This window comes from Rhizobium sp. Nf11,1, from assembly GCF_050587665.1.
Lineage (GTDB): Bacteria > Pseudomonadota > Alphaproteobacteria > Rhizobiales > Rhizobiaceae > Rhizobium.
This window is the reverse complement of sequence record NZ_JBOBHU010000001.1, coordinates 289,311-313,196: the sequence shown is the minus strand read 5'-3', so window position 1 is coordinate 313,196 and position 23,886 is coordinate 289,311. Positions and strand designations below refer to the sequence as shown.

26 protein-coding genes and 1 pseudogene are annotated in these 23,886 nt (G+C 56.6%); 6 read left to right on the top strand and 21 right to left on the bottom strand.

The features are described from left to right. Positions 1-74 precede the first annotated feature (74 nt). Positions 75-815: a membrane-anchored protein gene (locus ACQ7C1_RS01525; protein WP_430957059.1), complete on the top strand. Its 741-nt coding sequence runs from the start codon at positions 75-77 to the stop codon at positions 813-815. An 86-nt stretch (positions 816-901) separates the two neighbouring features. Here ACQ7C1_RS01525 and ACQ7C1_RS01520 read toward each other — a convergent pair whose 3' ends face one another. From ACQ7C1_RS01520 to ACQ7C1_RS01510, 3 genes are all read right to left on the bottom strand, one after another. Beyond that, complete coding sequence (locus ACQ7C1_RS01520; protein WP_430957058.1) at positions 902-1,591, bottom strand: glycosyltransferase; 690 nt, start codon at positions 1,589-1,591, stop codon at positions 902-904. A gap of 85 nt (positions 1,592-1,676) precedes the next feature. Next, positions 1,677-2,504: a 3-deoxy-manno-octulosonate cytidylyltransferase gene (locus tag ACQ7C1_RS01515; protein ID WP_285194833.1), complete on the bottom strand. Its 828-nt coding sequence runs from the start codon at positions 2,502-2,504 to the stop codon at positions 1,677-1,679. Between the two features lie 272 nt (positions 2,505-2,776). Further along, the gene (locus ACQ7C1_RS01510; RefSeq protein ID WP_285194834.1) at positions 2,777-3,022 is read right to left on the bottom strand and encodes a hypothetical protein; all 246 of its coding nucleotides are present in this window, start codon (positions 3,020-3,022) and stop codon (positions 2,777-2,779) included. Here ACQ7C1_RS01510 and ACQ7C1_RS01505 point away from each other — a divergent pair. The 4 genes and pseudogenes from ACQ7C1_RS01505 to ACQ7C1_RS01490 form a co-directional block, all read left to right on the top strand. Beyond that, positions 2,933-3,208 (top strand): annotated as a pseudogene (locus ACQ7C1_RS01505) (ATP-binding protein); the annotation flags it as partial. The gene ACQ7C1_RS01510 and the pseudogene ACQ7C1_RS01505 sit on opposite strands and share 90 nt — an antisense overlap. A 530-nt stretch (positions 3,209-3,738) precedes the next feature. Beyond that, the gene (locus ACQ7C1_RS01500) at positions 3,739-3,891 is read left to right on the top strand and encodes a hypothetical protein (RefSeq protein WP_285194836.1); all 153 of its coding nucleotides are present in this window, start codon (positions 3,739-3,741) and stop codon (positions 3,889-3,891) included. Continuing rightward, on the top strand, positions 3,822-4,535 hold the full coding sequence (locus ACQ7C1_RS01495) for an IS3 family transposase (RefSeq protein WP_430957243.1): 714 nt from the start codon (positions 3,822-3,824) through the stop codon (positions 4,533-4,535). The genes ACQ7C1_RS01500 and ACQ7C1_RS01495 overlap by 70 nt, the downstream gene beginning before the upstream one ends. 247 nt (positions 4,536-4,782) lie before the next feature. Continuing rightward, complete coding sequence (locus ACQ7C1_RS01490; RefSeq protein ID WP_430957057.1) at positions 4,783-5,736, top strand: glycosyltransferase family 92 protein; 954 nt, start codon at positions 4,783-4,785, stop codon at positions 5,734-5,736. A gap of 363 nt (positions 5,737-6,099) precedes the next feature. On the opposite strand, the gene ACQ7C1_RS01485 is transcribed toward ACQ7C1_RS01490, so the two are convergent. From ACQ7C1_RS01485 to gmd, 3 genes are all read right to left on the bottom strand, one after another. Further along, a complete protein-coding gene (locus tag ACQ7C1_RS01485; RefSeq protein WP_430957056.1) occupies positions 6,100-7,122 on the bottom strand; it encodes an SAM-dependent methyltransferase in 1,023 nt (340 codons plus the stop codon). 350 nt (positions 7,123-7,472) lie between these two features. Beyond that, the gene (gene fcl, locus ACQ7C1_RS01480) at positions 7,473-8,423 is read right to left on the bottom strand and encodes a GDP-L-fucose synthase (RefSeq protein ID WP_430957055.1); all 951 of its coding nucleotides are present in this window, start codon (positions 8,421-8,423) and stop codon (positions 7,473-7,475) included. Further along, complete coding sequence (gmd, locus tag ACQ7C1_RS01475) at positions 8,424-9,485, bottom strand: GDP-mannose 4,6-dehydratase (protein WP_285196025.1); 1,062 nt, start codon at positions 9,483-9,485, stop codon at positions 8,424-8,426. A 591-nt stretch (positions 9,486-10,076) separates the two neighbouring features. Here gmd and ACQ7C1_RS01470 point away from each other — a divergent pair. Next, positions 10,077-10,358 carry a hypothetical protein gene (locus ACQ7C1_RS01470; protein WP_430957054.1) on the top strand — a complete coding sequence of 94 codons (282 nt, stop codon included), beginning with the start codon at positions 10,077-10,079 and terminating at the stop codon, positions 10,356-10,358. A 356-nt stretch (positions 10,359-10,714) separates the two neighbouring features. Here the strand turns inward: ACQ7C1_RS01470 and ACQ7C1_RS01465 are convergent, their stop codons facing one another. The 15 genes from ACQ7C1_RS01465 to ACQ7C1_RS01395 all read right to left on the bottom strand — a co-directional run bounded on the left by ACQ7C1_RS01465 (position 10,715) and on the right by ACQ7C1_RS01395 (position 23,886). After that, positions 10,715-11,422: a cytidylyltransferase domain-containing protein gene (locus tag ACQ7C1_RS01465; RefSeq protein ID WP_430957053.1), complete on the bottom strand. Its 708-nt coding sequence runs from the start codon at positions 11,420-11,422 to the stop codon at positions 10,715-10,717. Further along, positions 11,419-12,066, bottom strand: coding sequence for an imidazole glycerol phosphate synthase subunit HisH (gene hisH / locus ACQ7C1_RS01460; protein WP_430957052.1), 648 nt, complete (start codon positions 12,064-12,066; stop codon positions 11,419-11,421). The genes ACQ7C1_RS01465 and hisH overlap by 4 nt, the downstream gene beginning before the upstream one ends. Further along, the gene (gene hisF, locus ACQ7C1_RS01455; protein ID WP_430957051.1) at positions 12,053-12,823 is read right to left on the bottom strand and encodes an imidazole glycerol phosphate synthase subunit HisF; all 771 of its coding nucleotides are present in this window, start codon (positions 12,821-12,823) and stop codon (positions 12,053-12,055) included. The genes hisH and hisF overlap by 14 nt, the downstream gene beginning before the upstream one ends. A gap of 12 nt (positions 12,824-12,835) precedes the next feature. Continuing rightward, positions 12,836-13,495 carry a hypothetical protein gene (locus ACQ7C1_RS01450; RefSeq protein WP_430957050.1) on the bottom strand — a complete coding sequence of 220 codons (660 nt, stop codon included), beginning with the start codon at positions 13,493-13,495 and terminating at the stop codon, positions 12,836-12,838. Beyond that, positions 13,461-14,003 (bottom strand): hypothetical protein, encoded by a 543-nt coding sequence (locus ACQ7C1_RS01445; protein WP_430957049.1) that lies wholly within the window; start codon positions 14,001-14,003, stop codon positions 13,461-13,463. Before ACQ7C1_RS01445 ends, ACQ7C1_RS01450 begins: the two co-directional genes overlap by 35 nt. A 6-nt stretch (positions 14,004-14,009) precedes the next feature. Beyond that, the gene (locus ACQ7C1_RS01440; protein ID WP_430957048.1) at positions 14,010-15,062 is read right to left on the bottom strand and encodes a nucleotidyltransferase family protein; all 1,053 of its coding nucleotides are present in this window, start codon (positions 15,060-15,062) and stop codon (positions 14,010-14,012) included. Continuing rightward, a complete protein-coding gene (neuC, locus tag ACQ7C1_RS01435; RefSeq protein WP_430957047.1) occupies positions 15,059-16,228 on the bottom strand; it encodes a UDP-N-acetylglucosamine 2-epimerase in 1,170 nt (389 codons plus the stop codon). Before neuC ends, ACQ7C1_RS01440 begins: the two co-directional genes overlap by 4 nt. Beyond that, a complete protein-coding gene (gene neuB, locus ACQ7C1_RS01430; RefSeq protein ID WP_430957046.1) occupies positions 16,225-17,238 on the bottom strand; it encodes an N-acetylneuraminate synthase in 1,014 nt (337 codons plus the stop codon). The genes neuC and neuB overlap by 4 nt, the downstream gene beginning before the upstream one ends. Further along, positions 17,235-17,852, bottom strand: a complete 618-nt coding sequence (locus ACQ7C1_RS01425; RefSeq protein ID WP_430957045.1) for an acetyltransferase — start codon at positions 17,850-17,852, stop codon at positions 17,235-17,237. The genes neuB and ACQ7C1_RS01425 overlap by 4 nt, the downstream gene beginning before the upstream one ends. Continuing rightward, positions 17,849-19,036 (bottom strand): LegC family aminotransferase, encoded by a 1,188-nt coding sequence (locus ACQ7C1_RS01420; RefSeq protein ID WP_430957044.1) that lies wholly within the window; start codon positions 19,034-19,036, stop codon positions 17,849-17,851. The genes ACQ7C1_RS01425 and ACQ7C1_RS01420 overlap by 4 nt, the downstream gene beginning before the upstream one ends. After that, positions 19,033-20,028 carry an NAD-dependent 4,6-dehydratase LegB gene (locus ACQ7C1_RS01415; protein WP_430957043.1) on the bottom strand — a complete coding sequence of 332 codons (996 nt, stop codon included), beginning with the start codon at positions 20,026-20,028 and terminating at the stop codon, positions 19,033-19,035. The genes ACQ7C1_RS01420 and ACQ7C1_RS01415 overlap by 4 nt, the downstream gene beginning before the upstream one ends. Continuing rightward, positions 20,025-20,999, bottom strand: coding sequence for a hypothetical protein (locus ACQ7C1_RS01410; RefSeq protein WP_430957042.1), 975 nt, complete (start codon positions 20,997-20,999; stop codon positions 20,025-20,027). Before ACQ7C1_RS01410 ends, ACQ7C1_RS01415 begins: the two co-directional genes overlap by 4 nt. 8 nt (positions 21,000-21,007) lie before the next feature. After that, a complete protein-coding gene (locus ACQ7C1_RS01405) occupies positions 21,008-21,640 on the bottom strand; it encodes a class I SAM-dependent methyltransferase (protein WP_285196010.1) in 633 nt (210 codons plus the stop codon). A gap of 69 nt (positions 21,641-21,709) precedes the next feature. Beyond that, positions 21,710-22,246, bottom strand: a complete 537-nt coding sequence (locus ACQ7C1_RS01400) for an acyltransferase (RefSeq protein ID WP_285196009.1) — start codon at positions 22,244-22,246, stop codon at positions 21,710-21,712. 140 nt (positions 22,247-22,386) lie between these two features. Then, positions 22,387-23,886, bottom strand: coding sequence for a hypothetical protein (locus ACQ7C1_RS01395; protein WP_430957041.1), 1,500 nt, complete (start codon positions 23,884-23,886; stop codon positions 22,387-22,389).

Here is a 23,886-nt window from a genome sequence, read left to right as displayed (position 1 = left end):
TTCCGCAGGCAATCGCCTTGCCTATCGTGAAGCCTGGATGTTATATCCGGCTGACCCTCAAAGCGATATTACCGATGTTGACGACATTTGCGACGGCAAAGAAATACATCTCCCGCCGGATCAAATATGTCTTGCGGAACCCCAAGCCGCCGATTACCCCGGCGCCTTTTAATGGGCCGGTGGTGGTGCTGGGGTCGGCGCCGACCTCTCATAAGCCGTTAGGCCTCGACGCTACTTATCGGATCATTTCCGTGAACGCATCACAACTCGCGCTTCAGTCCTGGGGCATCGAGGCGCCTGACATCACGTTGATGGGTTATAACGAAATCGAAGGCACCAATCAGAGTGCCATAGAAACAAGACGCGTTCTCGGCGGAAAGCGCACCGGCTCGCTTTACGTGCTGGCCTGGCGGCATGGCCGCGAGCGCTTGCAGGCAGGTCTCGAAGCATTTGGCTACCGCTGCACTGAGGCCCACATCATCGATCGCTATCAGCGGATCGCTCTATTGCACAAGGTCAGCGGTCAGCTAAATCTTGAGCTCGACGCCGATACCAAGTGTTCAAACGGCATCATCGCAGTGCTTTTTGCGCTCTACAATGGCGCGACGGCAGTGATACTTTCAGGGATAAATCCGAACTCCACAGGGCATGTCTACAATCACGCCAATCTGGAGCGTAAACATGTCCGAACGGACAGCGAAACGCTAGTGAGGCTTGTCCGGCTCGGCTACCCCATCTACACCGCCGATCCTCAAGTAGCCGAGAATGTCGGCCTGCCGCTCTGGCAGGGCAACGGGCAAGTAAATCTTGATTGATGGAAGGATACCCGACCGCCAAAGGTATTACCCGGAGAATTCTCTCCGGGTAACGTAACAGCGGTTTTGCGGCCTTTTAAGCGTCCCTACGCGCCCTGCTGTACAAACAGCGTGCGTTCTCGAGCGGCGAACCACTCTTCAGCGTAATCATCGTCTTTGTACTTCTCGAAATACGGTCCACCGTCGGTGAAGTGGACGTTCTTGGCGTCTTCGCGATAGTCATATTCGTTGACGAGGTAGTTCCACGTGACCGGCAATTCGCCGATTTGATCATCATTTTCCAGCCACTTGAACTGATGCAATTGCAGGCCGGTCGCCGTGTTCACGTAGTCGGGCGTCAGTGTTCGACACTTGTCGTTGTTAAACATGATGAAGCTCGACCAGTTCTTCTTTTCATACTTGGTCTGCGTCTGACCGAGGAACTTGGTGTCGATCTTCGGCTGGTAATCGTGTTTGACGCACATGACGGCGTAACGCTCGTCGCGCAAGGCCCAAACCTCGGCAATATCGGCCCGCATCAGCATGTCGCAATCCATGAAGATGCTCCAACCCCGATAACCGCTGAGATAGGGCGTCAGGAAACGCGAGAAGGAGAATTCAGTGGATTGGAGCGCATTGCGTTCGCGATTGAATACTCCACTTAGATTTGAAAGCACGAGCGGTGAGAACTCGACCGGAAGCGAGGATTTCTCAATGATGCTCTGCACCAGGACGTGATAAGCGACGACTTCCTTGGAATCAAATCCCACAAAAATTCGGACAGTCTGTTGTTCCATTTTGTACCCCGAGAACCATAGAAGCGGATTGAACTTAGAGGCAGCTTTCTTGGCAGCTCTACCACGTCAGCTAAGTTAGTTACAATTATTCGTTGGGTTTTTCCAGAAAACGCTGCTTGCGAGTTTTCGGTTTGAACCGCCGAAAGAAATTGTCGACGGCGCGGATGAATTTGGTGACGGACATCAGCCTGTCGATCTGGCTGTTCGTATTGTCGAGCCGCTCCGACAAGACCTCAGCCGCAGCCATCGCGATCTCGATCGGCGGCACCTCAGGAAACCGTTTGGCAAGCGCTGAATAGGGGCTGGCATCGACGCCGCCCATCATCGAGATCGAACCCATGCGCGCAAAGAGACGCAGGAAGATCTGCTCGAATGTCCAATCGTGAACGTCGAACACCTTCCACTTCTCGCTCCGCTTCGCCGAAAAGCCGGCAAGCAGGATCTTGCCCGGCAACTGCAGATCGGCGAGCCACAGCGCTACAGCAAAGCCACTCGTCGCGATCTTGCCGATCGGATAGAGATCGGCGAGCATTTGCGTCAGATCGAGGTGACGGGCCTTAGCGCCTTCGAAGCAGCTCTTTTCGCTGAAATTTTCCTCGACGGAGACCCGGATGTTGACGACGCCCAGAAAATCGTCGCCGCCAAAGAAGCGCAGAACATCCCCCACCTCGCGTCGGTGAACGATATTGGCGCCCATCACGCCGCTGCGGGCCACCAGCACCGCATGCCCGGCGAAGGGTTCGTCGAGCACCTTGTAGACCTTGTTGAAGAAGACGTAGAGCGCCGTCTCCGGCAATTCGCTCCGCAGCCGCTCGAAGTCGACTGCCTCGCTGTTTGCTACCAGCACGATATGGGAATAGCGCGACAGCAACGCCTTCCACGTATCCGCCGTCAAGACATCGAAAACTTTCATTCGCCTCCGCCGCAGTTACATGCAATTTCTCAACAATGCTCTCGGCGCATCGGCCGGTGCCAATTCAATATTCTCGTCGTCGACTTACGCTCTTGCGACAATTTGCGGGAGCAGCAAGTCTTGCGGCGGGACCACAGATTCGCGCACCGTATTGACATTAGGGCAGGACATCACGGCCCTCTGCTCAAAAATTCCAGCCCACGAAGCAAGACTAAACTAGTTAGCTTCAGAACGCGCTGCAATTGCAAATTACCAGACAAAATGTCGCCCCGCTAGGCGCACAGGATCAGCCCAGCAATCATCTCGAGGAGCTCCGGCTCTTGATCTCGTCCCAATACGGATAGAGCTCGACGCACCTCCAATGCGTCTCGACCGTCTTCGATTGCGAAAAGCCGAAGCTTCCACACTTCGCGCAGCCTTCGATCACTGCCGATCACCTTACCCGTCTCGACTTCATTGTTCTCGATGAACTCGGCTACCTCCCGTTCGCCCAGGCCGGAGGGCAATTGCTGTTTCATCTGATCAGCAGGCTCTACGAGCGCACCTCGATCATCGTCACCACCAACCTGGCATTCGGCGAATGGCCTTCTGTCTTCGGCGACGCCAAGATGACGACTGCGCTGCTGGACCGGCTCACTCATCACTGCGAGGTCATCGAGACCGGAAACGAATCCTGGCGCTTCAAGAACCGATCTCAAAGCTAAAGCCGAAGGTCCCCATCACCCGCACTTGGCCCACCCTCTGCAACCCCGACCAGCGCCGGGCGTGCCAAGTGCTGATCGCTTGTAGGGGATCAACATTGGACGCCGATTGGAGTGCGCCCCTCGGGGTGGACAGATCGGGATGAGGAATTGACCGGCCTCCCGGGTTTTCGGAAAGATGACCCATGGCAAAGCACCGCAGTCACAGCGTAGAATTCAAACGTCAGGTCGCGCAGGAATTCCTCGCCGGCGAACGCTGCATGGTCTGGCAAAATGCCACGACGTGTCTCGCAACCTTATCCGCATCTGGGTTCAGAACCACGAGCAAGGTGCATTCGACGACGATGAGCAGGCCGCCGATATCATCCAGGAATACGAGGCTTGGATCGCGGCGCTGGAGCGGCTGGTTGGCACGCAGGCTCTGGAACTGGAGTTTCTAAAGGGGGCTCTGAAAAGCGCACCGCGCCCGAAAACGGGACTACATCCGTCATCACCAGCCCTGCGGCATCTCCGTCGCGGAAGGATGCCGACTGATGGAAATCGCGCGCTCCACCTATTATGACCTTCCGGAACGTCCCGCCGACGACACCGCCATCGTCGAAGCGATGTTCGCGATCTGCGAAGAGTTCGAGTTCTACGGCTACCGCCGCGTCGGTGCGGCCCTGCGGCAGCAGGGTCTGTCGTGAACCACAAGAAAATTCGCCGCCTCATGCGCGAACACGATCTGAGGCCGAAGATCAGGCGGCGTTTCATTGCCACAACAGACAGTGTCCACGACGGCCCGATCTTCCCGAACCTGGCGATGGATATCATCCCGACCGGCCCCAACCAGCTTTGGGTCTCCGATATAACCTACGTCGCGCTGCCGACCCTCTTCATCTATGTCGCCATCATCCTTGATGCTTGGTCTCGCCTTATCGTCGGCTACGCCATCGGCCGCTCAATTGACGCACGCCTTACGGCCGCGGCCTTGAGAACTGCCATTGATCGCAGAAAGCCGCCACTGGGCTGCATGCACCATTCCGATCGCGGCTCGCAATATGCTGCCGAGCTTTATCGGCAGCTTCTGACCGACCACGGTTTGATCGGCTCGATGGGCCGCAGAGGTAATCCCTACGACAATGCTAAGGCCGAGAGCTTCATGAAGACGCTCAAGTTCGAGGCGGTCTATCCCATGGCTTTTGAAGCCTTCGACGATGTCACCGAGCATCTTCCCCACTTCATCGAGGAGGTCTACAACAAGCGCAGGCTCCATTCGGCACTCGGCTATCTGAGCCCAAAACAGTTCGAGGATCAACACATCCGGCAGGCTGGCAAAACAGCAGCCTGATCAGTGTCCACCCCGAGGGGCGCACCCCAGATAGGGGTCAGTTTTGTGCGCCGGTTGACAGCCTGGCGGGTTTCAGATGTCTCGGGACTCGCCGACGAGCCTCAGCACCGCGGCGGTTGCTGGATAAATTGCATCAGCAAGGCAAGGCCCTCCTCCCTGAGTTCGCCGCCTCTTGCGTTTCGACGACGTCGAGCTTAGCTGTCTGATGCAGGCTTACAAGGATGACTGTCAGGAGAGAATAACGCATATGTGGCGCGGGCTTAAGGACACGCTCAGAAAACGCCGCCAGGCCCGCAACGGAAAAATTCTCGTAAGGGAACCCATCGTTGTTCCGCAGTCCGTCGTGACGACACACCCTGATCATTATTTGTCGTGCGTCACAGTCGCAAAGAATGAGGGTGAGTATCTCGATGAGTGGATTCAATTTCATCTGCTGGTTGGCATTTCTCACTTTTATATTTATGACAACGGCTCGACGGATCAGTCCTTGTCGATACTGAGAGCCTATGAGAGTGCCGGTATTGTTACTGTCGTGCCGTGGCGTCCCTTTAACGTTTGGGCAAACACCCAGATTTTAGCCTATGCTCATGCCGTCAGCAATTTCGGATCACGCAGCCGCTGGATGGCTTTCTTCGACCTCGATGAATTCATGTTTCCGATGCATGCGGCTTCCTTGATCGATTTTTTGCAGGCGCGGGAGCAGGAACAGGCGATTTGCGTCGCCGGTGTCAATTTTGGAACGAGCGGCCACGCGGTTCGGCCCACGGGTCTGGTCACGGAGAACTTCCGACAGGCAGTCCCCATGGATGCCCAGCGCGAATATCCAAAGCTTCTAAACGTCAAATCAATCGTTCAGCCAGCTCAGATCAGATCGATCGAGAGCGCCCATTGGTTCAACCTGAAAGGCACGAACAAGATCGGCGTGAACGAGGACGGCGAACCGCTACCACGTTATCCAAGGGAGGATCCCTTAAAGCTCAAGGCCAATACTATACGCTTCAATCACTATTATACGCGCTCGCATGAGGAATTCGCGGCGAAGGTCAACGGATCCAATGTGCGTGGACCTCATCTCCCGGCCGATGCCGAGCAACGCTGGGGATTGTTCCGACAAATTGAAGAGTTCAGCCAACCGGACGATACGATACAACGATTTATTCCCGATCTGAGGGAGAGGCTCTCTACCTGCAGGAGGGCTTAACCGCACCGCCGCTCTTTCGTCAGGACAAGCGAACGGCTGCGGGACGGTTTGTTGCCGATCCGGTCGCCGGCTCATTTCCGCAAAATCCGTGATCGCCGCCAACTGCGAATGGCCACCCGTCATTTTTTCTAGCCCCATTTGGTCGAAACGCCGGATTGGTCAAGCTTGATCTCTGCGCCGCTACCCGAGCCCAGGGCGAACAGTTCTCGCTTTTGTATCAGTTCGGCATTTTGGCGCGCGGGCGAGATTCATGATCGCTCGGTAGGCGTTTAGGGTCCCTTAAATGCGACATAGAGTTGGTCCCAGGTTCCCCCAGCCAATTCTTCTTAAATTTGCCCGACGAGCTACGTCGCGGCGAAATGGCTATTCAAAGAGAATGACGCTGGCCGGCGTTGGCGGCATCGATTTGACCGTGACGCGGGCGAGGCCGGCCAGTTTTGCCATCTCAGTCAGCTCACTTTGCTTATAAGCCTGGCCCGCCGGCGTGCTGGCGAGCATCTCCCAAGAGAAGGCCGCAGGAAAAGGCGGCGATACGCCATCTTCGTTCGGCACGAAATCGACCGCGACGATCCGACCATCCTCTGCAAGGCTCGCGGTGATCTTTCGCAATAGCTCAGCACATGTCGGCAAATCGAAATGGTGCAGAAAATTCGGAAGCAGGACGAGATCATAACCGGTGCCCCAGTCGACGTCGAAGGCGCTGCCGGCGATTATCCGGTAGCGGTCCGCCACGCCTGATTTTTCCGCATTCTGCCTCGACAGTTCCAAGACGGCGCCCCAATCGACGGCGACGATCTCCGACGATGGAAAGGCCTTGGCAATTTCGATGCCGAAGAGGCCCGGACCCGCCGCGATATCCAACACCTTTTCGGGAGACCTCGCCCAGCCGGAGATTTCGTCAGCCAGTATTTTGGCGCTGAGCCTTGTGAAAGAGCCCATGCCGCGTGCAAACTTCAACCAGACGGGATTGTCCGGCGACAGGTTCGCAAGCCCGGCCGAACCGCCGTTTCGTACGACGGCGGCCGGATCGCGCAGAAAATTATCCAGGACTTCGGGTGCAGCGGTGAACTCGACGGCAGAGCCCATATAGGCCGGCGAATTGCGATCGAGGAACATTCTGGTCGAGGGCGTCATCCGATACTGATCGCCCTCCTTGGTCAGGAAGCCATGGACGACGAGGTAATCGCAAAGGATGCGCACGCCCCGCTGCGAGGCGCTCGTTGCCGACGCCAGCACTGCTGCCGTTTTGCCCTCACCGATGTGCGTAAAGAGATCGAGCTCGATCGCCGCTCTGATCGCTGCCGTCTTTCGGCATGCAAACAGCGCATCGACTACAAGTTCGGGCGACACTGCGCCGGCATGGGCGTGCTCGACGATTGTTTCCATAGAACCCCCCCGAGAGTTTCGACTGACCTTGCCTGGCAGCGCCAGCGGCAGAAATTATGCGTATATCCGCATATTCCACAATACTCACCGCGCTAACCCTATCGGGTTCCCCGCCTTAGAGACCGGGCTATGCTGCCGGCCGCCGACATTATCCGAGTTGCTCTTCCTCGCCGGCAGACTGTCAATCGAACCGGCTTTCGCATTTATACCGACGAGTAGGGAAGCTTCGGGCCACAATGCGTTCCGGACCCCTCGGCCATGGGACCACGAGGCCATCGGAGGCTCGGCGACAGCGCTGTGTCGCGAATCAATGTGGGAAAGAAAAAATGCCGGTCCGCAGGGACTCGGCATCAGGCCGCTGGATCAGACCCGTTTTCGAATTCCAAAAACCAAGCGTAAGTGGCTCTAATGCCGTCCTCAAGCGAAATGCGCGGTTTCCAGCCCATATCCTGCAGCTTCTGATTGCTCATCAGCTTTCGCGGCGTGCCGTCGGGCTTGGAAAGATCATGAATGATCTCCCCCTCATAACCGACAACGCGGCAGACCAGACGCGTCAACTCGATAATTTCGAGATCCGTGCCCGAGCCGACATTGACGTGCTGCGAGCCCGAATAGGTTTTGAGCAGAAACACCAGGGCGTCGGCGCAGTCGTCGACGTGAAGAAACTCTCGGCGCGGGGTTCCTGTGCCCCAGACTACCATATGCGGGTCTTTGCGCAGTTTCGCAGCATGCGCCTTGCGGATCAGCGCGGGCAGCACATGGCTGGAGTTCAGGTCGAAATTATCGCCGGGGCCGTATAGATTGGTCGGCATGGCCGAAATGTAGTCCCGGCCATATTGCTTGCGATAAGCTTCCGCGAGCTTGATACCGGCGATCTTGGCAATCGCGTACCATTCGTTGGTCGGCTCGAGCGGACCGGTCAACAGAGCCTCTTCGAGAATCGGCTGTGGCGCGAGCTTGGGATAAATGCAGCTTGACCCCAGGAAGAGAAGCCGGTCCACTCCCGTCCGATGGGCAGCTTCGAAGATGTTGGCTTCGATGATCAGATTGTCGTAGATGAATTCAGCGGGATAGCTGTCATTCGCGAGGATGCCGCCGACCTTGGCAGCGGCGAGAATGATCGCGTCAGGCCGGGTTGCTTCAACAAATTTCTCGATCTCGTCCTGCCGCTTCAAATCGATCTCGGCGCGGGTGGCCGTGACGACGCTGCAAGCTTCGGATTGAAGCCTGCGCACCAGAGCGCTGCCGACCATTCCGCGATGACCGGCAACCCAGATCTTCTTGTTGGATAGATCGTACACTCAGACCTCTTTCCGGCTGCCTTGAGCCTTCCAGTGCTTGATATCCTCGCGCACCATCTCAGCGGCGAGCGCGCGAACCGGCGTCTTGTGGCGCCAGCCGAGATTCTGACGTGCCTTGGTCGGGTCACCAAGCAAAAGGTCGACTTCCGTCGGGCGGAAATACCGGGGATCGATTTCCACAAGGCACCTACCGGAGGCAGCATCATAGCCCTTCTCGTCGACGCCGGACCCCTTCCATTCCAAAGTGATGCCGACGTCGGCGAAGGCCCACTCGACAAATTGGCGGACACGCGTCGTCTCACCCGTCGCCAAGACATAGTCTTCCGGCTTGTCCTGCTGCAGCATGAGCCACATGCCCTCGACATATTCACGCGCATGGCCCCAGTCACGCTGGGCGTCAAGATTCCCCAGAAAGAGCTTGTCTTGAAGGCCGAGGCTGATGGCGGCGACGGCCATCGTGATCTTGCGCGTGACGAAGGTCTCGCCGCGAAGCGGACTTTCATGGTTGAACAGAATGCCGTTCGAAGCGTGCATGCCGTAGGCCTCGCGATAATTCACGACGATCCAGTAGGCATAGAGCTTGGCCGCGGCATAGGGAGAGCGCGGATAAAACGGCGTCTTCTCGTTCTGCGGCACTTGCTGCACGAGACCGTAGAGTTCCGATGTCGATGCCTGGTAGAACCGGCTTTTTTTCTCAAGACCTAGGATGCGGATAGCCTCAAGCAACCTCAACGTCCCGATACCATCGGCATCGGCTGTATATTCCGGCGTTTCGAAACTGACGCCGACATGGCTTTGTGCGGCCAGGTTGTAGATTTCGTCGGGCTGGGTCTGCTGCACGATCCGAAGCAGATTGGTCGAGTCGATCATATCGCCATAGTGGAGGATGAAGCGCGGATGAGTTTCGTGCGGATCCTGATAGATATGCTCGATGCGGCCGGTGTTGAAAGACGACGATCGCCGCTTGATGCCGTGTACTGTATAGCCTTTGCTCAAAAGCAATTCGGCCAAATAGGCACCGTCCTGACCAGTTACCCCAGTAATAAGCGCGGTTTTCGTCATTTTTCACGTCGTCTTTCGATACATTTTTCAGGATGGTGTATGGAAATGACCGAATTTGTGCAACCCCATGTACCTGCGGCCAGGCCGGCGAAATGAGCATTCTCGATCTCTGCGCCGTACCGGCACAACGGACAACCTCCTCAAGATCGCTGGGCGGTTACCGGCGATGACTGCAGAATTTGACGCCGATTGATATCCCCCGCCGACCAGACTGCCAGCATCTTCCTTTCATCCGTGGTCACGCAGCATACAAGACGGTGATGCACCAGCTCCGTGTTGAACATAGGTAGCAAACGCAGAAGCTCCGGCAAGATGATGGATGCAGTCTCCCGCGCCTAGCTTTTTTTGAGGTTATCGTTTAGGTGCCACGCTTGGTGTGCTGGCAAAGAAGTATGAGGATAGAGTAATGACCCGAAAGATAGCTGTAATCGGTCTCGGGTATGTCGGCTTGCCGGTCGCGGTCGCCTTGGCGGAAAAGTTTCCGGTGGTCGTGTGATTCGACGTCAAGAGACACCGCATTGAGAGTTTGAAAGCTGGTAAAGACGTAACCGGCGAGTTGACAGCGCAGTCCTGCAAAATTCATCCCTTAGATTGACCTATGATGTTGGTGATGTAAAGGATTGCAACTTTTATATTGTGGCGGTCCCCACACCTATCGATGACAACCGTCAACCGGACCTCACGCCTCTCATTGCAGCATCTCGGACAGTGGCTTCGCTGCTCAAGGTTGGCGATATCGTCGTTTTTGAATCGACTGTATTCCCTGGTGCTACCGAGGAAGATATGTGGGCCGATTCTTTCCGAAATCTCGGGGCTCCGGCAGGGCGTGGACTTCAACCTCGGCTATTCGCCGGAGCGCATCAATCCAGGTGACAAAAAGCACACGTTCAAGACAATCACGAAGGTGTGAACCGCGCCGGGTTTGCCGGAGGCTGTCTGGTTTAAGTTATGCAGCCATGGCTGGTTCGTCCAGTATGGCGTAGTACTGCTCCTCGGCTTCGGTTCCCGTTCCAGGAATATAGGTTGGCTCGTCGCTGTCTCGCACACAACTGTTAAATTCGGCGAGCAGAACGGACCTTCTAGCAGCATCGCAGATGCCGCCGCGGTCGCATTAGCGGACCCGGCACAGATTCTCAAAATCACCGCTCGCCTCTACACCAATAACAGTGCTGAATCAAAGGACACAATCCGTAGGGCTAACGGCCCTTTCGCCCTTTCACGGAAGGGCGCTAGCTCGCCCCGAACTTGGCGAGCCCGGCCTCCACGGCCTTTTCCGCACATAGCCAGTCCCATTCCGTGTCAATATCAAGATTTTCGACATCGCTGTCACTGACTATTGGAACCGCATTGTGCGGAAAAAATGTTCTCTCGTCTCGCAATTGCATTGCCGAAATGATGTAAAGCGCGCCGCTGATCTGGTAGACTTGTGGCAAATCCTGTGAGCGCTGCAACAGCCCCTTGCCGTCCGTATAAGGCCTCAGCTCGCTTTCTTGGATCTTAAAGCACCAGGCAGGATGGGTCGCCGCAGGTGAAACGCCAATCACGGGTCTTTCACCGAGCTCACGGAAAAGTCGCAAGCCTTCACAAACCGTCGACAATTGGCGGAAAGGCGATGTGGGCTGGAGAAGGACGACAGCCTCAACCGGGCCACGCTCCGATTCATAGAAATCGAGCGCGTGCAGCGCCACCTCAAGCGAGGTTGCTGTGTCTGTTGACAAATGGTGCGGACGCAGCCACGGGACCCATGCACCCGCCTCGGTCGCAATCGAAGCTATGTCCGGATCATCAGTCGAAACCAAGACATCGGCTGACAAGCCGACGCGCTTGGCCAGGTCAATCGTCCAAGATATGAGCGGCTGGCCACCGAGCTCGCGAATGTTCTTTCCAGGAACGCGTTTAGAGCCGCCTCGGGCTGGGATCAAAAAAAGAAGGCTCATTTCGACAGAAACTCTTCAAGTATCCTCAGGCCCGTCACTCCGCTCTTTTCCGGATGAAACTGACATCCGAACACGTTATCGCGCTGGACTACGGCTGTGACCGGCAAATTGGCGGCAATGCCGTCAGCGATACGATCGGCCGCCGAAGTAGGATTGGCCATAAAGGAATGGACGAAATAGACCGGCGATACACTGGGTATCCGCCGCAGCAAGGTGTTGCCCCAAGAATTTCGTCCCGCTGCCGGCACCAATTCGTTCCAGGCAATATGCGGCACCTTGCGCAATACGCCTGCGTCTCCCTCGGATGGTATCAGCGAGACATTCCCCGGGATGAAACCCAGACCATTGGTTACTTCAAACTCGTCGCTCGACTGAAATAACATTTGCATACCCAAGCATATGCCAAGCAGCAGATTACCTTTGGCCACGGATTGGCGCAATGCATCGTCCAATCCAAGCTGGGGCAGTTCACGCATGGCTTTCGGAAAAGCACCTACGCCAGGAAGCAAGATCCTACCGGCTGTTGCGACAACGTCCGGATCAGCTGTGATCCTCGCAACTGCACCGGAATGTTCCAGCGCGCGCGCGACACTGCGGATGTTGCCAGCGCCGTAGTTGACCACCACAACCTCATTCGTAGGCATGTTTTCTCACCTTTATGCCGACGCGATCGGCGCTCGCCCGGATGTCATCCAGGTGCAAGCGCCCGTAATGCAGAACATCGGCCATCGCGACACCATCCGCTCTTGCGTCCCTTACGGAAGAAACCAGATGATCGATATTGCCCATACCACCGCTTGCAATAACGGGAAAGTTCACCGCCTGCGTCACCTTCGCAGTCAATTCGATATCATACCCCTTGCGGGTACCCTCGCGGTCGATCGACGTCAGCAATATCTCGCCTGCTCCGAGCTCGACGCCGCGCTGCGCCCATTCAACAACATCGAGATTGGTTCTTTCGCGACCGTTGTCCGTATACGCCTTCCAGCTTCCGTCGGGTTGCCGCTTGGCTTCGATCGACAACACCATGCATTGCGAGTCAAAGCGCTCCGAAACGCGGGTGATCAACTCTGGTGTATTGGCCGCGGCAGTATTGATCGCAACTTTGTCGGCACCGCTATCCAGCAATTCCTGAACGTCGTCCACAGTGCGGATACCGCCACCAACCGTGACCGGAATAAATACGTCCTCCGTGGTCTTGCGGACAATTTGGACGAGATTGCTGCGCCCATAGAGACTGGCGACGATATCCATGTAGATGATCTCGTCGGCGCCTTGGTCATAGAATTTTTTTGCGAATTCGCCGGGATCTCCGAGGACGCGGAGCCCCTCAAGATGCTCCCCCTTGATAAGGTTCGGACCCTTGACGTCGAGCCGGGCTATTAAACGAACATTGGTCATGGCGACACTCTTTCAGGGCTTGCTCAGCCCACCCCAGATCGGTTTTCGCAACCGCCAATCATTGCCTTCCTTCGTCCAGATATGATCGGCTCGCCATGAATCGATCACTTCGTGGAAATCGTCCTCGTTGATGTCGCAGTATTCGAGGAACTCCTTGTAGTGCCTGCTCGGGAATTCATGGTCGTAGCGCTTGACCAGCGCGATACCCTCTTCCCGCGTGATCTTGCCGTCGCGGATCTCGTGCGCCGTATCGGATGTGGCGCGGCCGATGCCGAACTTGATGAACGCGAGGTAGTAGCGAGAGCCGTCGATCTTGTCGTCGAGGCTTGCATACTTCGAGTAGGTTCCCTCCGATTGCTCGGTATTCGGCGTGAAGCCCGTATGCTCGAGGCAGTAGTAGTAGTTCTCCTGCGGGTCCCAGAACTTGTAGTAACCGAAGAAGTGGATCTCGGTTTCGTTCTTCTTGATGTCGTCGTATCTCGGCGCCATGAAAGGATAAAGATCGGCGAGCGACACACCGTGTTCGGCCCAGAATTGCGGCAGGAGACCCGAGAAATAGTGCTTGTCGTGATCGGCGATATCGCGCGTCGGCTTGAACGCGTTTTTCATATCGCCGCCGTATTCGACTTCGCCATTCTCACCATACATGATGAGCTGGACATTGTGCTTCACGGCCATGTGCAGCGGATAGTTCGTCTGGCCATAAATAAATGACTGGAAAGGATCGCCAAGATGCTTGAACCGACAGGCTGGTCAGCTTGCGGGTGACAACGGGATTTGGCGTTCCCAGGATGTGGTTGAAGCCGGATGCGATGAATGCATCGAGGTTCTGGCGACCGATCGCCGTCGGATTCAGTGGCGCCCATGTTATGGCGAGCGGATTCATCCCGTACTTGTATTTAAGCTGATGCGCAACGAAGCTGCCGTCTGCGCCACCGCTGCAGGGAACGATCACGTCATACTCACCGTTGCTCTTGCGGTGTCTGTCACAAAGGGCGGCGAGTTCCTTGTCACGCTCTTCCCAGTTAATTCCGTGTCGTTTGAAATTCGCATAGTTACAAGCGGAGCAAACACCCTTTTCGTCAAAGGTGATGCGTGGGCGCTGATTTGAGACGGTGCAGTTGGCGCAGAATTTAATATCGGACGGTAGGTTGTATTGTTTCTGCACGTATCTCTTCATGTGTCCTCAATGCCTTTTTATCGAACTGTTCGCAGACGCCAGGTCGGCAGGCCTTCCGACGTCCAGCCAAGGCTCGTGCATTGGATAAGCTACCGTACGGATCGACTGCGACTGTAATCTTTCAAATAAAGTCGGCATGTCACACTGTTCGCCCAATACAAGACTTTCAATTACTGCGGGATTTAAGGCGTAAACGCCCGCATTGATGTGATTCCGGGTAACCGGCTTCTCCGCAAAGCCAATAATATTGATTCCATCCGTGTGTACGACGCCAAACGGGTGTTGCCATTCATAGAGTCGGACGGCCATTGTTCCAGAGGCTTGATGCTTTACATGGAATTCAAGTAATTCCCCGTACCGTATATCACTTATTACATCACCGTTTGTAACTATAAACGGCTCGCTCGGGCGAGGATCGATCAAGGACAACGCTCCCGCGGTGCCGAGCGGCCGGTTTTCCCGGAGGTAAGCGATGTTTACGCCCCATGCCGCGCCATTGCCAAAGTAGTCCTCGATCATGTTTCCGAGGTGATGGATCGACACCAGGAAGTTGCGAAAACCTTCCGATTTGGCCCGCTCGATGATATGCTCCATCATCGGCTTACCCGCGATTTCAACCATTGGCTTTGGGCAGTTCTCCGTATGCGGCATCAGCCGTGTACCTCTGCCCCCCGCCATGATGACCATGAGGTTTGACCGCTCAGCAGGCGCCGTAATCTCATCCCAAAGATGAATCCCGACGACCCTTTGTGCCTTGTCAACAATCGGGATCTGCTGAACCTTGTTCAGGTTCATCAGCTGCAGCACAGTCTCGCGGCCAAGTTCCGGCGGAACGACGAAAGCATCACGATGCACAATGTTCGAGATCGAACTGTCCATCGTCAGACCGCGGAGCAAGCCGCGCCGGATATCGCCGTCCGAGACGGTGCCTTCAAGCTGCCCGTCTTCGTTGACCACGAGCACGATCTTGATCGCAACCGCATCCAGATTTTGGATCGCATCCTTTATGGTCGCGTCAAGCTTCAGGGACGCTTTGCGCCAGATTTGAGAATCACTCATTCGCTCCCAGTCCAATCCAGATCGTAAAACTGCTTCCGGATCAGTTCGGAAAGATCACAGCTTTCGATAATATTCGCTATAGCACTGCTTGCGCCGCCCGAACCATAGGGGTTCACATTGCTTTCGAATTGCTTGCGGTAGTGCGGGTCATAGGTTGCCGTGATCGCCCTCAGGATATCCTCCCGCCTTGGTTCGCAATCTATGACACTTGCGGCCCGGATACGGCCCTTTTGCCGCTCACCGATATTGACCGTCGGCTTCTTGAGGCTCGGCACCTCGATGATACCGCTCGACGAATTGCCAACGACGGCATCGACGGCGGCGACCAGCGAAAGGTATCGCAGTTGCCCGAGAGACGTGTAGGCACGCGCGTTGGAATGCTCGGCGACGAAGGCCTCGATCATCGACGTAACCTTTCTGCCTTCCGTATCGGCATTCGGCAGGGTGAAGACGATGTTGGTGCCCTCAAGGCTGCCAAGCGCATCGAGAAGCTCTTTCGTGTGCCGTTCCGCGAGGCCCGGCAATAACGTTTCGGGGTGAAACGTGACAAGCAGATTGCGGCTCCCCAACCGGAAGTCGAGGCTCTGCTCCAGTTCAGGCAGGCTCATCAGAGTCATTTGCATGAGGCTGTCTATGCCAAGCGCACCGACGAGATGGACACGCGCGGGGTCTTCTCCAAGCTGAATGACCCGACGACGATATTCCTCGGCGGCAACAAAATGCAGATGGGACATCTTGGTGATCGCGTGGCGGATCGCGTCGTCGAATGCGCCTTCCGTCTTTTCACCGCCGTGCAGATGGGCGATCGGCTTGTGTGCGATCATCGCCGCCGTAGCGGCTCCGAGAATTTCGTACCGGTCCCCCAACAAGAGGACTAGGTCCGGATCGAGATCCTGCAGGGCATCGGCGAAGCCTATGACGCCGAGACCTATCGACTTTGTCACCCCTACGCTTGTGTCGGAACTCAGGAGCATCTCGACCTTGCGGTCGATCTGAAAGCCGGCTGCCTCGATCTCGCGATAGGTCAGACCAAATTCGGGCGACAGATGAGCGCCTGTAGCAACGACCTGCAGGGTCATGGCCGGCGAGCGCTGAATGGCTTCCATCAGCAAGCGCAACAGTCCGAATTCGGCGCGCGAGCCCGTTATGACGCAGATTTTTCTCACAGTTCGATCAACTCGTCTGGTGCGAAATCACGTTTCGCCACGCGACCGACGACCTCGTCCCATCGCATGGGAGAAATCCCCGTGCCCGGCCGTTTGGCTGCGATATTGTCGGCGTTGAACAGGTCGCCCTGCCGGATGGTCTTTTGCGCGACAATCGAGCGCCGAGCGATCGAGATGTTTTTGCGTTCACTCGCTGTGGGGCGTTTGATACCGTCACCCAGCGCTTGTTCGATGTTCCGGATCGCCGAGATCATCGCCTTCAACTCTGCAGGCTCCAGGCTTGCCGCATGGTCAGGACCCGGCATCGTGCGATCGAGGGTAAAGTGCTTCTCAATGACGGTTGCGCCGAGAGCGACGGCAGCCACGGGCACCTCGATACCGTTCGTATGGTCCGAATAGCCGATTTTTACACCAAACGCTTTCCCGATATTCGTCATGGCCGACAAGTTTACGTCGGAATAGGGAGTCGGGTACTCTGTATTGCAATGCAGCACGGTGATCTCGCTCCGGGAGGTTCCGGCTGCTTCTACAGCATCGATTGCGGCCTCGATATCGCCGAGCGAACACATTCCAGTCGACATCAGGATTTCAAGACCAAGCGAACCTATATGCCGCAGGTAGGGAAGATTCGTCATCTCACCAGAGGGTATCTTGATAACGCGTTGCCCCAGACCGAGAAGATAATCGATGTTCTCGATATCGAAGCCGGTGCTGAAAAAGCCAATGCCATATTCGGTGCAATACGACGCCAACTCCTCGTGCATCGCCGGCGACAGCTCCAGTTGGCGCAGCATCGCGATCTGCGACGACGAACCGTCTCCGCCAGCCATCTGATATTCGGCCTTTGGCGCGGTGGCCGTGACAATCTTGTTGGCCGTAAATGTCTGGAACTTGATCAGATCAGCGCCCGCTTCCGCCGCTGCTTCGACAAGCCTGCGCGCGATCCCGACATCGCCGTTGTGGTTTACGCCGGCCTCTGCAATGACGAGCGTGTGCTGTCCTTTTGTCATTGGTCGCCTCTCATTAGCATGCCATCCGGCACGTCGTTTTTCACTACAGCTCCGGCCGCGATGACGCAGCCCGAGCCAATCTTGACGCCGTTATGGACGACAGCCCCGCTCCCGACGAAGGTTCCGTTGCCGATATGGCAACTCCCGTTGACGATTGCACCGGTGGATATATGGGAATGATCGCCGACGACGGCATCATGTTCGACGAGCGCCCGGCTGTTGACAATGCAGTTCCGCGCGATGAAGGCGCGAGCGTTGACGATCGCGCCGTGGAATAGGATCGTTCCCTCACCGAGACCAGCATGTTTCGAAACATAGGCGTGGGGGGAAACGATGGTGGGCAACACAGCGTCGATCGATTTCAGAAGCGAATAGAGGCGGATTCTTGCCTCGGCACTTTTGATCTGCCCAACTGTGACCAGCGCGTTGCGCTCAAGCTCCAGAAGGGACGCCAGCATCGCGTCATCACCGAGAAGCGGATAGCCAAGCAGATCCGCGACTGCGGCAGGCTGCCGATCCACGACGCCGCGGATAGTGTAGCGCGCGTCAGCCTCTATGACGTCGATGCAGGATCTGCAATGCCCTCCGCCGCCGACAAGAAGCAAACCACTCACACAAGTCCCGCTCCACTCGGAATGTTGATCAGCGTCTTTTCGAGCTTTTCGGCTACGTCGAGCGGCGCGCGAGGGCAGGCCTCAAACTGCTGCAGGCCATGCATTAGCTTCCAGACCGGGCGGGACATGTAGCCTGCGGCGTTCGTCTGCTCGAGGATGCTGTCGCGCAGCTGCAGATCCACTTCCTTCAGCTTTAGGGCCTGAAGCCAGTAATTGCTCGTGCAGTTCTCCGGCTCATGGACGAGTTCGACACCATCCAGCCGCGCGAAGACCTGCCGGTACTTCTCGTGTAGCGCACGCTTGGCCTTGAGGAAGCCTGGCAATTGCTCCAGCTGGGCGCATCCAAGGGCAGCGTTCAGGTTCGGCAGACGATAGTTGAATCCAACCTCATCATGCACATATTCCCATTTGTGAGGGCGCTTGGCAGTCGTCGTGATGAACTTGGCACGTCGAGCCAATTGCTCGTCGTTGGTCAGAATTGCTCCGCCGCCACCGGTTGTGAGCGTCTTGTTGCCATTGAAGCTCAAGGTGCCGATCAGACCGAAGGTACCGGTGTGGCGACCGTGATAGTAGCTACCGAGAGACTCTGCGGCATCTTCTACTATCTGCAACGAGTGTTTGCGCGCGACACGCAACAGACCACCCATATCGCACGGATGACCGAACGTGTGCATGGGCACGACGGCCCGAATGACCCTACCGGTGTCGCGGTTAACGCATAACCCACGCACCTGCTCGGTCTTGAAAGAAAGCCAGCTGTCGAGCGCTTCGGGATCGACTCCGAGCGTGTCGTCGCTGCTGTCAACGAAATGAGGAACGGCGCCGCAATAGCTGACGGCATTGGCCGTTGCAGCAAAGGTCAGAGCCGGCACGAGAACCTCGTCTCCTCGCTCGACCCCTGCAAGCAGAAGCGCAACGTGGAGGGCGGCCGTGCCGTTCACAACGGCAACCGCGTGCGCGCTACCGGTGAAGGTGGCAAGTTCCCGCTCGAAACGATCGACGTAAGTGCCGACCGACGACACGAACGTGGAATCGAGGCAATCCTTCAGGTACGCCCATTCATTGCCGGCGAAGACGGGGGCGTGAAGATCGGCCTTGACCGGGCCAAGAACCTCCTCAATCGCTCCGACGATAGCGGTGCCCAGATCAGCACGCAGCGAAGGCTTTTCGATATCATCGATCATAGATTGTAGATATCCGGTTTGTATCCGCTCAAGTTCTCGGGCCGAGCGAGCCATGACGCCGTTTCTTCAATACCACGTCTGAAACCATCCCGGCCACCGTAAAGCGGCGCCCAGTCGAAAAGGCCGCGCATCTTCGAGTTGTCCGCCCAAAGCCGTTCGACTTCGGACTTGTCCGGCCTGATCCTGGCCTCGTCGGTCAGAATTTCAATCTTGGCGTTCATCGCCTCGGCGATGAGTTCGGCGGTTTCGCCGATCGATATCTCGAAGTTGCTGCCAAAGTTTATGACCTCGCCCAGCCCCTTGCTGGAATTCAAAACAGCAAGGAAAGCCGAAACCGTGTCCGCGACGAAACTGAAATCACGCGTCGGCGAGATCGAGCCGAGCTTGATCTGCCGCTTGCCGGCAGCGATCTGCGAGATGATGGTCGGAATTACCGCGCGCGCTGATTGGCGCGGCCCATAGGTGTTAAAGGGCCGTGCGACGACAACCGGCGTGCCAAAGGCCGCATGGAACGACAGAGCGAGCTGGTCCGCGCCGATCTTGGTGGCGGAATACGGGGACTGCCCCTGCAACGGGTGATCTTCGGTGATCGGGACAAAGCGGGCGGTCCCGTAAACCTCGCTGGTAGACGTGTGGATGACGCGCCCGACCTCAAGTTCGCGCGCCGCCTGCAACACGTTCAACGTGCCGGTGATATTCGTTTCCACGTAGGACTGCGGAGAATGATAGGAGTATGGGATCGCGATCAGCGCGGCAAGATGAAGAACCGCGTCACAGCCCTTCATAGCGGTCTTCACGCCATGTGGGTCGCGGACATCTCCGGCAAAGATGTCGAGGCTCTTGCGGATTTCGGGCGCGCTCGAATCCAGCCAGCCCCACGAGCCGAAGGAGTTGTAGAGAACGAACGCGCGCACGTCGTGGCCGGCTCGGACGAGGGCTTCCGTCAAATGAGAACCGATGAAGCCATCAGCGCCCGTTACCAAGATCTTCATAGACTGAGCTCCTCAAGAATCGATTCCAGCTGCTGCAGGCTCTCGAGATAACGAAGCGTGTGCCCGGGTGCCGCCATATCAAAATGCTTCTTCGCCAAGCCGATTTCATCCGCCGAAAGCGACGGCAGCATTTCCATGATACTGAACGCTCGATTGCCATATCTGAGCAATCCTGTCGAGGACGCGCCGATAACGAGCGCATAATCGTCATCCAGAAGCTCAGATGGCATCTCCGGATCGATGGACCGTGCGGCCTCGCTGGCAAAACCCAACCGGAAATACGGGTTCGGATGATCCTTCACATCGCATCGGAAGCCGCGTTTTACCGCGAGCTCTACTATTTCATGAAAGATCGCGTTCTGGTCCTCATCTCGCGAATGAGCCTTGCCGGTCAGCAGCAGAATGGCGGGCGACTTTGCTGTCTCCCTTGGCGCCGACGATGCCTCTCCGGCATAACCTACCGGGTGACTCACAATCGAACGAGGGTAGGCCTTTACCGACAGGCTGTACTCGCCGGGATTGTCTCCGACCGGCGGCGAGTAATAAAGCACGAAGAACCGATCCAGGCGGCACAGCCTAAGCAACATCAAAAGTTTGGATTTCGGTGCTGCCGAAATGTCCATAGGGATGGAGCCTAGCATGGAGACTTGAGGGAAATGATCCCCCTTCGGACGAAGGAGCAGGATCAAGAGATCCAACACGGGCATGCAGCATTCGTGGAAAATGACGAGCCTTCGACCGAGAAACCTGCACTTTGCGACCAGGAGCGCGAAGTAGAGCGATTGGCGAACGAAGCCCGGCGGCGTTGTCTCGATTTCCATCTCGCGACCGATCTTGCGGGCGAGATAGCCGTACGAGCGATTCAAGTTGGCCGACGTCGCCACGATCCGATGGACGCCCAGCGCTTCCGCGCGCGCCGCCAGAAAAGCGATTGGAAGCGTGGACGCAACGATGGAGACAGGTCTGGTCATGACTTCTATCAGGTGCCGGCGACAACGGCCTTGATATTCAGGCTCACCGGAAAGCTCCCGGCTGGCGTATCGAAATTCTTATTGGACCAGTCGCCGAGGTCAGCGCCAAACTCACCGGCGGTGGTCCACTCCTGCGGGTTCGCATAACCACAGGCGAGCATGAGCCTGGAGAGCAGCGCCTTGTTGTATATCGACTTGTGGAAATTGTATTCGTAGTCCTGCCCACCCATCAGCGCGCGCTTCACAATTTCGAGGTTGTTGCTGTTTGCCTGATAGATCGCGACCAGGTGATCGAAATGCGGAACGGAAATACGTAGCGTGCCGCCTGGCTTCAGCTTCTTCCGAAAATTGCGCAGCAGCTGTTCGGACTCCTCAAACGAGAAGTGCTCGAGCACATGGCACAAGTATATTTCGGCGACGGTTCCATCGGCGAACTCAACGAGATCGAAGTTGTTCGCGATCAGGTGAATATGCGGAGCTTCGCGTGCATCGATATTCACCCAGCCCTGCAGGTTGATTGGGCCCGCACCGAGATGGACCCTGAGGCCGGAAACGGAACCAGGCTTGACATGGATCGCCTTGCCATCCTTGCCGAACACGAGGTTCACCGCTTTCCGGACGGCCGAGCGGCCCTTCATCATCAGTGCGTGGATTGGGGCAGGCGTCATGGGAACCTCATGCGGGTTTCGGTCGGACTTTCGGTAGAATGGCTATTTTATCTTTGTGTCACGGCGAGAGCCTATGACTGCCGCAGGTACGCCTGCGAGGATCGAATAATCCGGAAAACTCTTCGTGACAACCGCATTCGCACCGACGACGCAACCGCGGCCCAACGTTACCCCCGGGAGAATCACGCTGTTTGCGCCCAACCAACAATCCCCGCCGATCGAAACAGGCCGGAAAGGTTTGTAACCGGGTTTCCGGCTGGCGGCAGCGTCGTTCTCTCGGATTGTCCCTTCACCGTAGATTTCGTGCGTACCGGTGAGCACGGTGACATTGTTGGCAAACAGGCAATCAGCACCAATGCTAACTTCGCCGGAAACGAGACCATCCGAAAAGAAGGACGTATTCTTCCCGATTTCAATCCGCCCGCCGGTCGTTGACACGATGGTTCTCGGGCCCAGCGACACTCCGTCGTGAAGGACGACCGCGCCCTTACCTGCCACGCCGACTTCCGCTCCCTTTGCTATGCTGCACGATCTGCCGATCTCCAGCGAGGCATCGTCGATCGCAACAACGCCCCGCAAGATCACCCCCCTGCCCCATGAAGTTCTGGCAATGGAGCCCGAATCTATCCGGATCGTCCCGGTGAACAGACCGCGCGTCACTCGGAAGCAAAGAGAGGTCGATATTCGTGTGAGTTTACGGATGATCCTAGATAGAAAATTCACACAGCACCCGCCTGAGGCAATGCATCTGTCTCGTTCGGCTGAACAGACGAGGCGAGAGCATCGATCATGAGCCGAAGTTCGCCAAGGAATTCCTGCTTGTCGCTCTCGCTCGTCGAGGCCACCCCGGTGCCGATACCTGGATAGTTTGTAACCGTTTTGCGCGACAGATGCTCCGCAAACCAGTCAATGCCCTCGTGCTCGCCGGTTCTCCACTTTTCCGGATCGTAGAAAATTCCATCTGGCCCGAAGCAATCATCGATCCCGGTCACACCCGGTGCGTGTTTGAACCACGGTACACCGGCACAGCAGGTTCGCCACCCCGTGAGGCTACGTTCGACGGCAATAGACCCGGTAATTGTTACTGGTAAGACCTGCCGCATCATTGCATCACCCGGACGGAAACGCGGCTGCAGAAAGACACATCCCAACGCTTCAAGCTGGTGATAGTATTCGACGGAGCGCGCGATCCCGACGAGCGAAAATCCCGTAATCTTGGAATAGTAGATCCAGCTACCCGGGTGTTCCTTGTAAAGAATTTTCCCGGAGTAACCTGCCCTTCTGATCGCCAGCACGACATCGAGATGGTCGCTGAACAAACCGCCTTCGGGAAAGGTTGAAGCCTCCGGCTGATAGTGAGCATAGAGGAGCGGCAATGGATTTTCTCTTGCGATCAGCCGTTCAGCTTCCTCGTTCGAGATTGCCTTCGACGAATAGTAATCCAGCGCGTATTTCTGCCGATTGATCACACGGGACATTGCCGACAAGCCATATCCCCTGCGTCGATCGATCAAATGTGGGACAGCAGGTTGCTTCCTTACAATCTTCTTTGCGCGTTGCCTTGCCTCGCGTTCGGCGAGCTTGAAGTAGGCGTACGAGCGGCTGACCGCCGGGCCACCGATACGCTCGTTCTGCTTAGGAACGCCACGCGCAAGATAGTTGTCGCGATAGGCGATGACATCGTCCCGAAAATCGACACCCGACAACTCGAGCCCGAGAAATTCGCGATCTTTGATGGAATTCGTCTGCACCACTGGCAGCAGCCGCCCTCCGGCCCCAAACGGCATTGGATACAGAAAGACTTGCTTTGCGTTGGCAAGCCGGCAGGCGATCTCGATGAGGGTGTACTCAACGTGGTGCGCAACACCCGTAAAGAAAATCGCGTGCGCGACCCCCAGACGTCTCAGCACCTCAGTCAAGCGCAGTACAAAAATCAAGAAGGAACGCTGATTGTCTTCATAGGTATCACTCTCCCCCATCCAGCGATAGAAAAGAGGAATATTCGCGCTGATCCTTGCCTTCACATCCTCGAAATCAACATCAGCTAGATGACTAAAAGTCTCATCCACTGGATGTACGATATCAAAAACCTGTTCGTGCTCAGCAAGCCGCCATTTGATGGTCTTGCCGGCGTAGATGGCGACGCGCGCATCGGGCTCGAAGCGTTCGCGAACGTAACCATAGGGCTCGATCAGAAGCGTCCTGCGTATCGTTTCCAT

Excerpts from the sequence above, each read along its gene's own strand:
- ACQ7C1_RS01525 (WP_430957059.1), top strand. The coding sequence starts at position 75 with ATGTTGACGACATTTGCGACGGCAAAGAAATACATCTCCCGCCGGATC.
- ACQ7C1_RS01520 (WP_430957058.1), bottom strand. The coding sequence starts at position 1,591 with ATGGAACAACAGACTGTCCGAATTTTTGTGGGATTTGATTCCAAGGAA.
- ACQ7C1_RS01515 (WP_285194833.1), bottom strand. The coding sequence starts at position 2,504 with ATGAAAGTTTTCGATGTCTTGACGGCGGATACGTGGAAGGCGTTGCTG.
- ACQ7C1_RS01510 (WP_285194834.1), bottom strand. The coding sequence starts at position 3,022 with ATGAAACAGCAATTGCCCTCCGGCCTGGGCGAACGGGAGGTAGCCGAG.
- ACQ7C1_RS01500 (WP_285194836.1), top strand. The coding sequence starts at position 3,739 with ATGGAAATCGCGCGCTCCACCTATTATGACCTTCCGGAACGTCCCGCC.
- ACQ7C1_RS01490 (WP_430957057.1), top strand. The coding sequence starts at position 4,783 with ATGTGGCGCGGGCTTAAGGACACGCTCAGAAAACGCCGCCAGGCCCGC.
- ACQ7C1_RS01485 (WP_430957056.1), bottom strand. The coding sequence starts at position 7,122 with ATGGAAACAATCGTCGAGCACGCCCATGCCGGCGCAGTGTCGCCCGAA.
- gmd (WP_285196025.1), bottom strand. The coding sequence starts at position 9,485 with ATGACGAAAACCGCGCTTATTACTGGGGTAACTGGTCAGGACGGTGCC.
- ACQ7C1_RS01465 (WP_430957053.1), bottom strand. The coding sequence starts at position 11,422 with ATGAGCCTTCTTTTTTTGATCCCAGCCCGAGGCGGCTCTAAACGCGTT.
- hisH (WP_430957052.1), bottom strand. The coding sequence starts at position 12,066 with ATGCCTACGAATGAGGTTGTGGTGGTCAACTACGGCGCTGGCAACATC.
- hisF (WP_430957051.1), bottom strand. The coding sequence starts at position 12,823 with ATGACCAATGTTCGTTTAATAGCCCGGCTCGACGTCAAGGGTCCGAAC.
- ACQ7C1_RS01445 (WP_430957049.1), bottom strand. The coding sequence starts at position 14,003 with ATGAAGAGATACGTGCAGAAACAATACAACCTACCGTCCGATATTAAA.
- ACQ7C1_RS01440 (WP_430957048.1), bottom strand. The coding sequence starts at position 15,062 with ATGAGTGATTCTCAAATCTGGCGCAAAGCGTCCCTGAAGCTTGACGCG.
- neuB (WP_430957046.1), bottom strand. The coding sequence starts at position 17,238 with ATGACAAAAGGACAGCACACGCTCGTCATTGCAGAGGCCGGCGTAAAC.
- ACQ7C1_RS01420 (WP_430957044.1), bottom strand. The coding sequence starts at position 19,036 with ATGATCGATGATATCGAAAAGCCTTCGCTGCGTGCTGATCTGGGCACC.
- ACQ7C1_RS01415 (WP_430957043.1), bottom strand. The coding sequence starts at position 20,028 with ATGAAGATCTTGGTAACGGGCGCTGATGGCTTCATCGGTTCTCATTTG.
- ACQ7C1_RS01410 (WP_430957042.1), bottom strand. The coding sequence starts at position 20,999 with ATGACCAGACCTGTCTCCATCGTTGCGTCCACGCTTCCAATCGCTTTT.
- ACQ7C1_RS01405 (WP_285196010.1), bottom strand. The coding sequence starts at position 21,640 with ATGATGAAGGGCCGCTCGGCCGTCCGGAAAGCGGTGAACCTCGTGTTC.
- ACQ7C1_RS01395 (WP_430957041.1), bottom strand. The coding sequence starts at position 23,886 with ATGGAAACGATACGCAGGACGCTTCTGATCGAGCCCTATGGTTACGTT.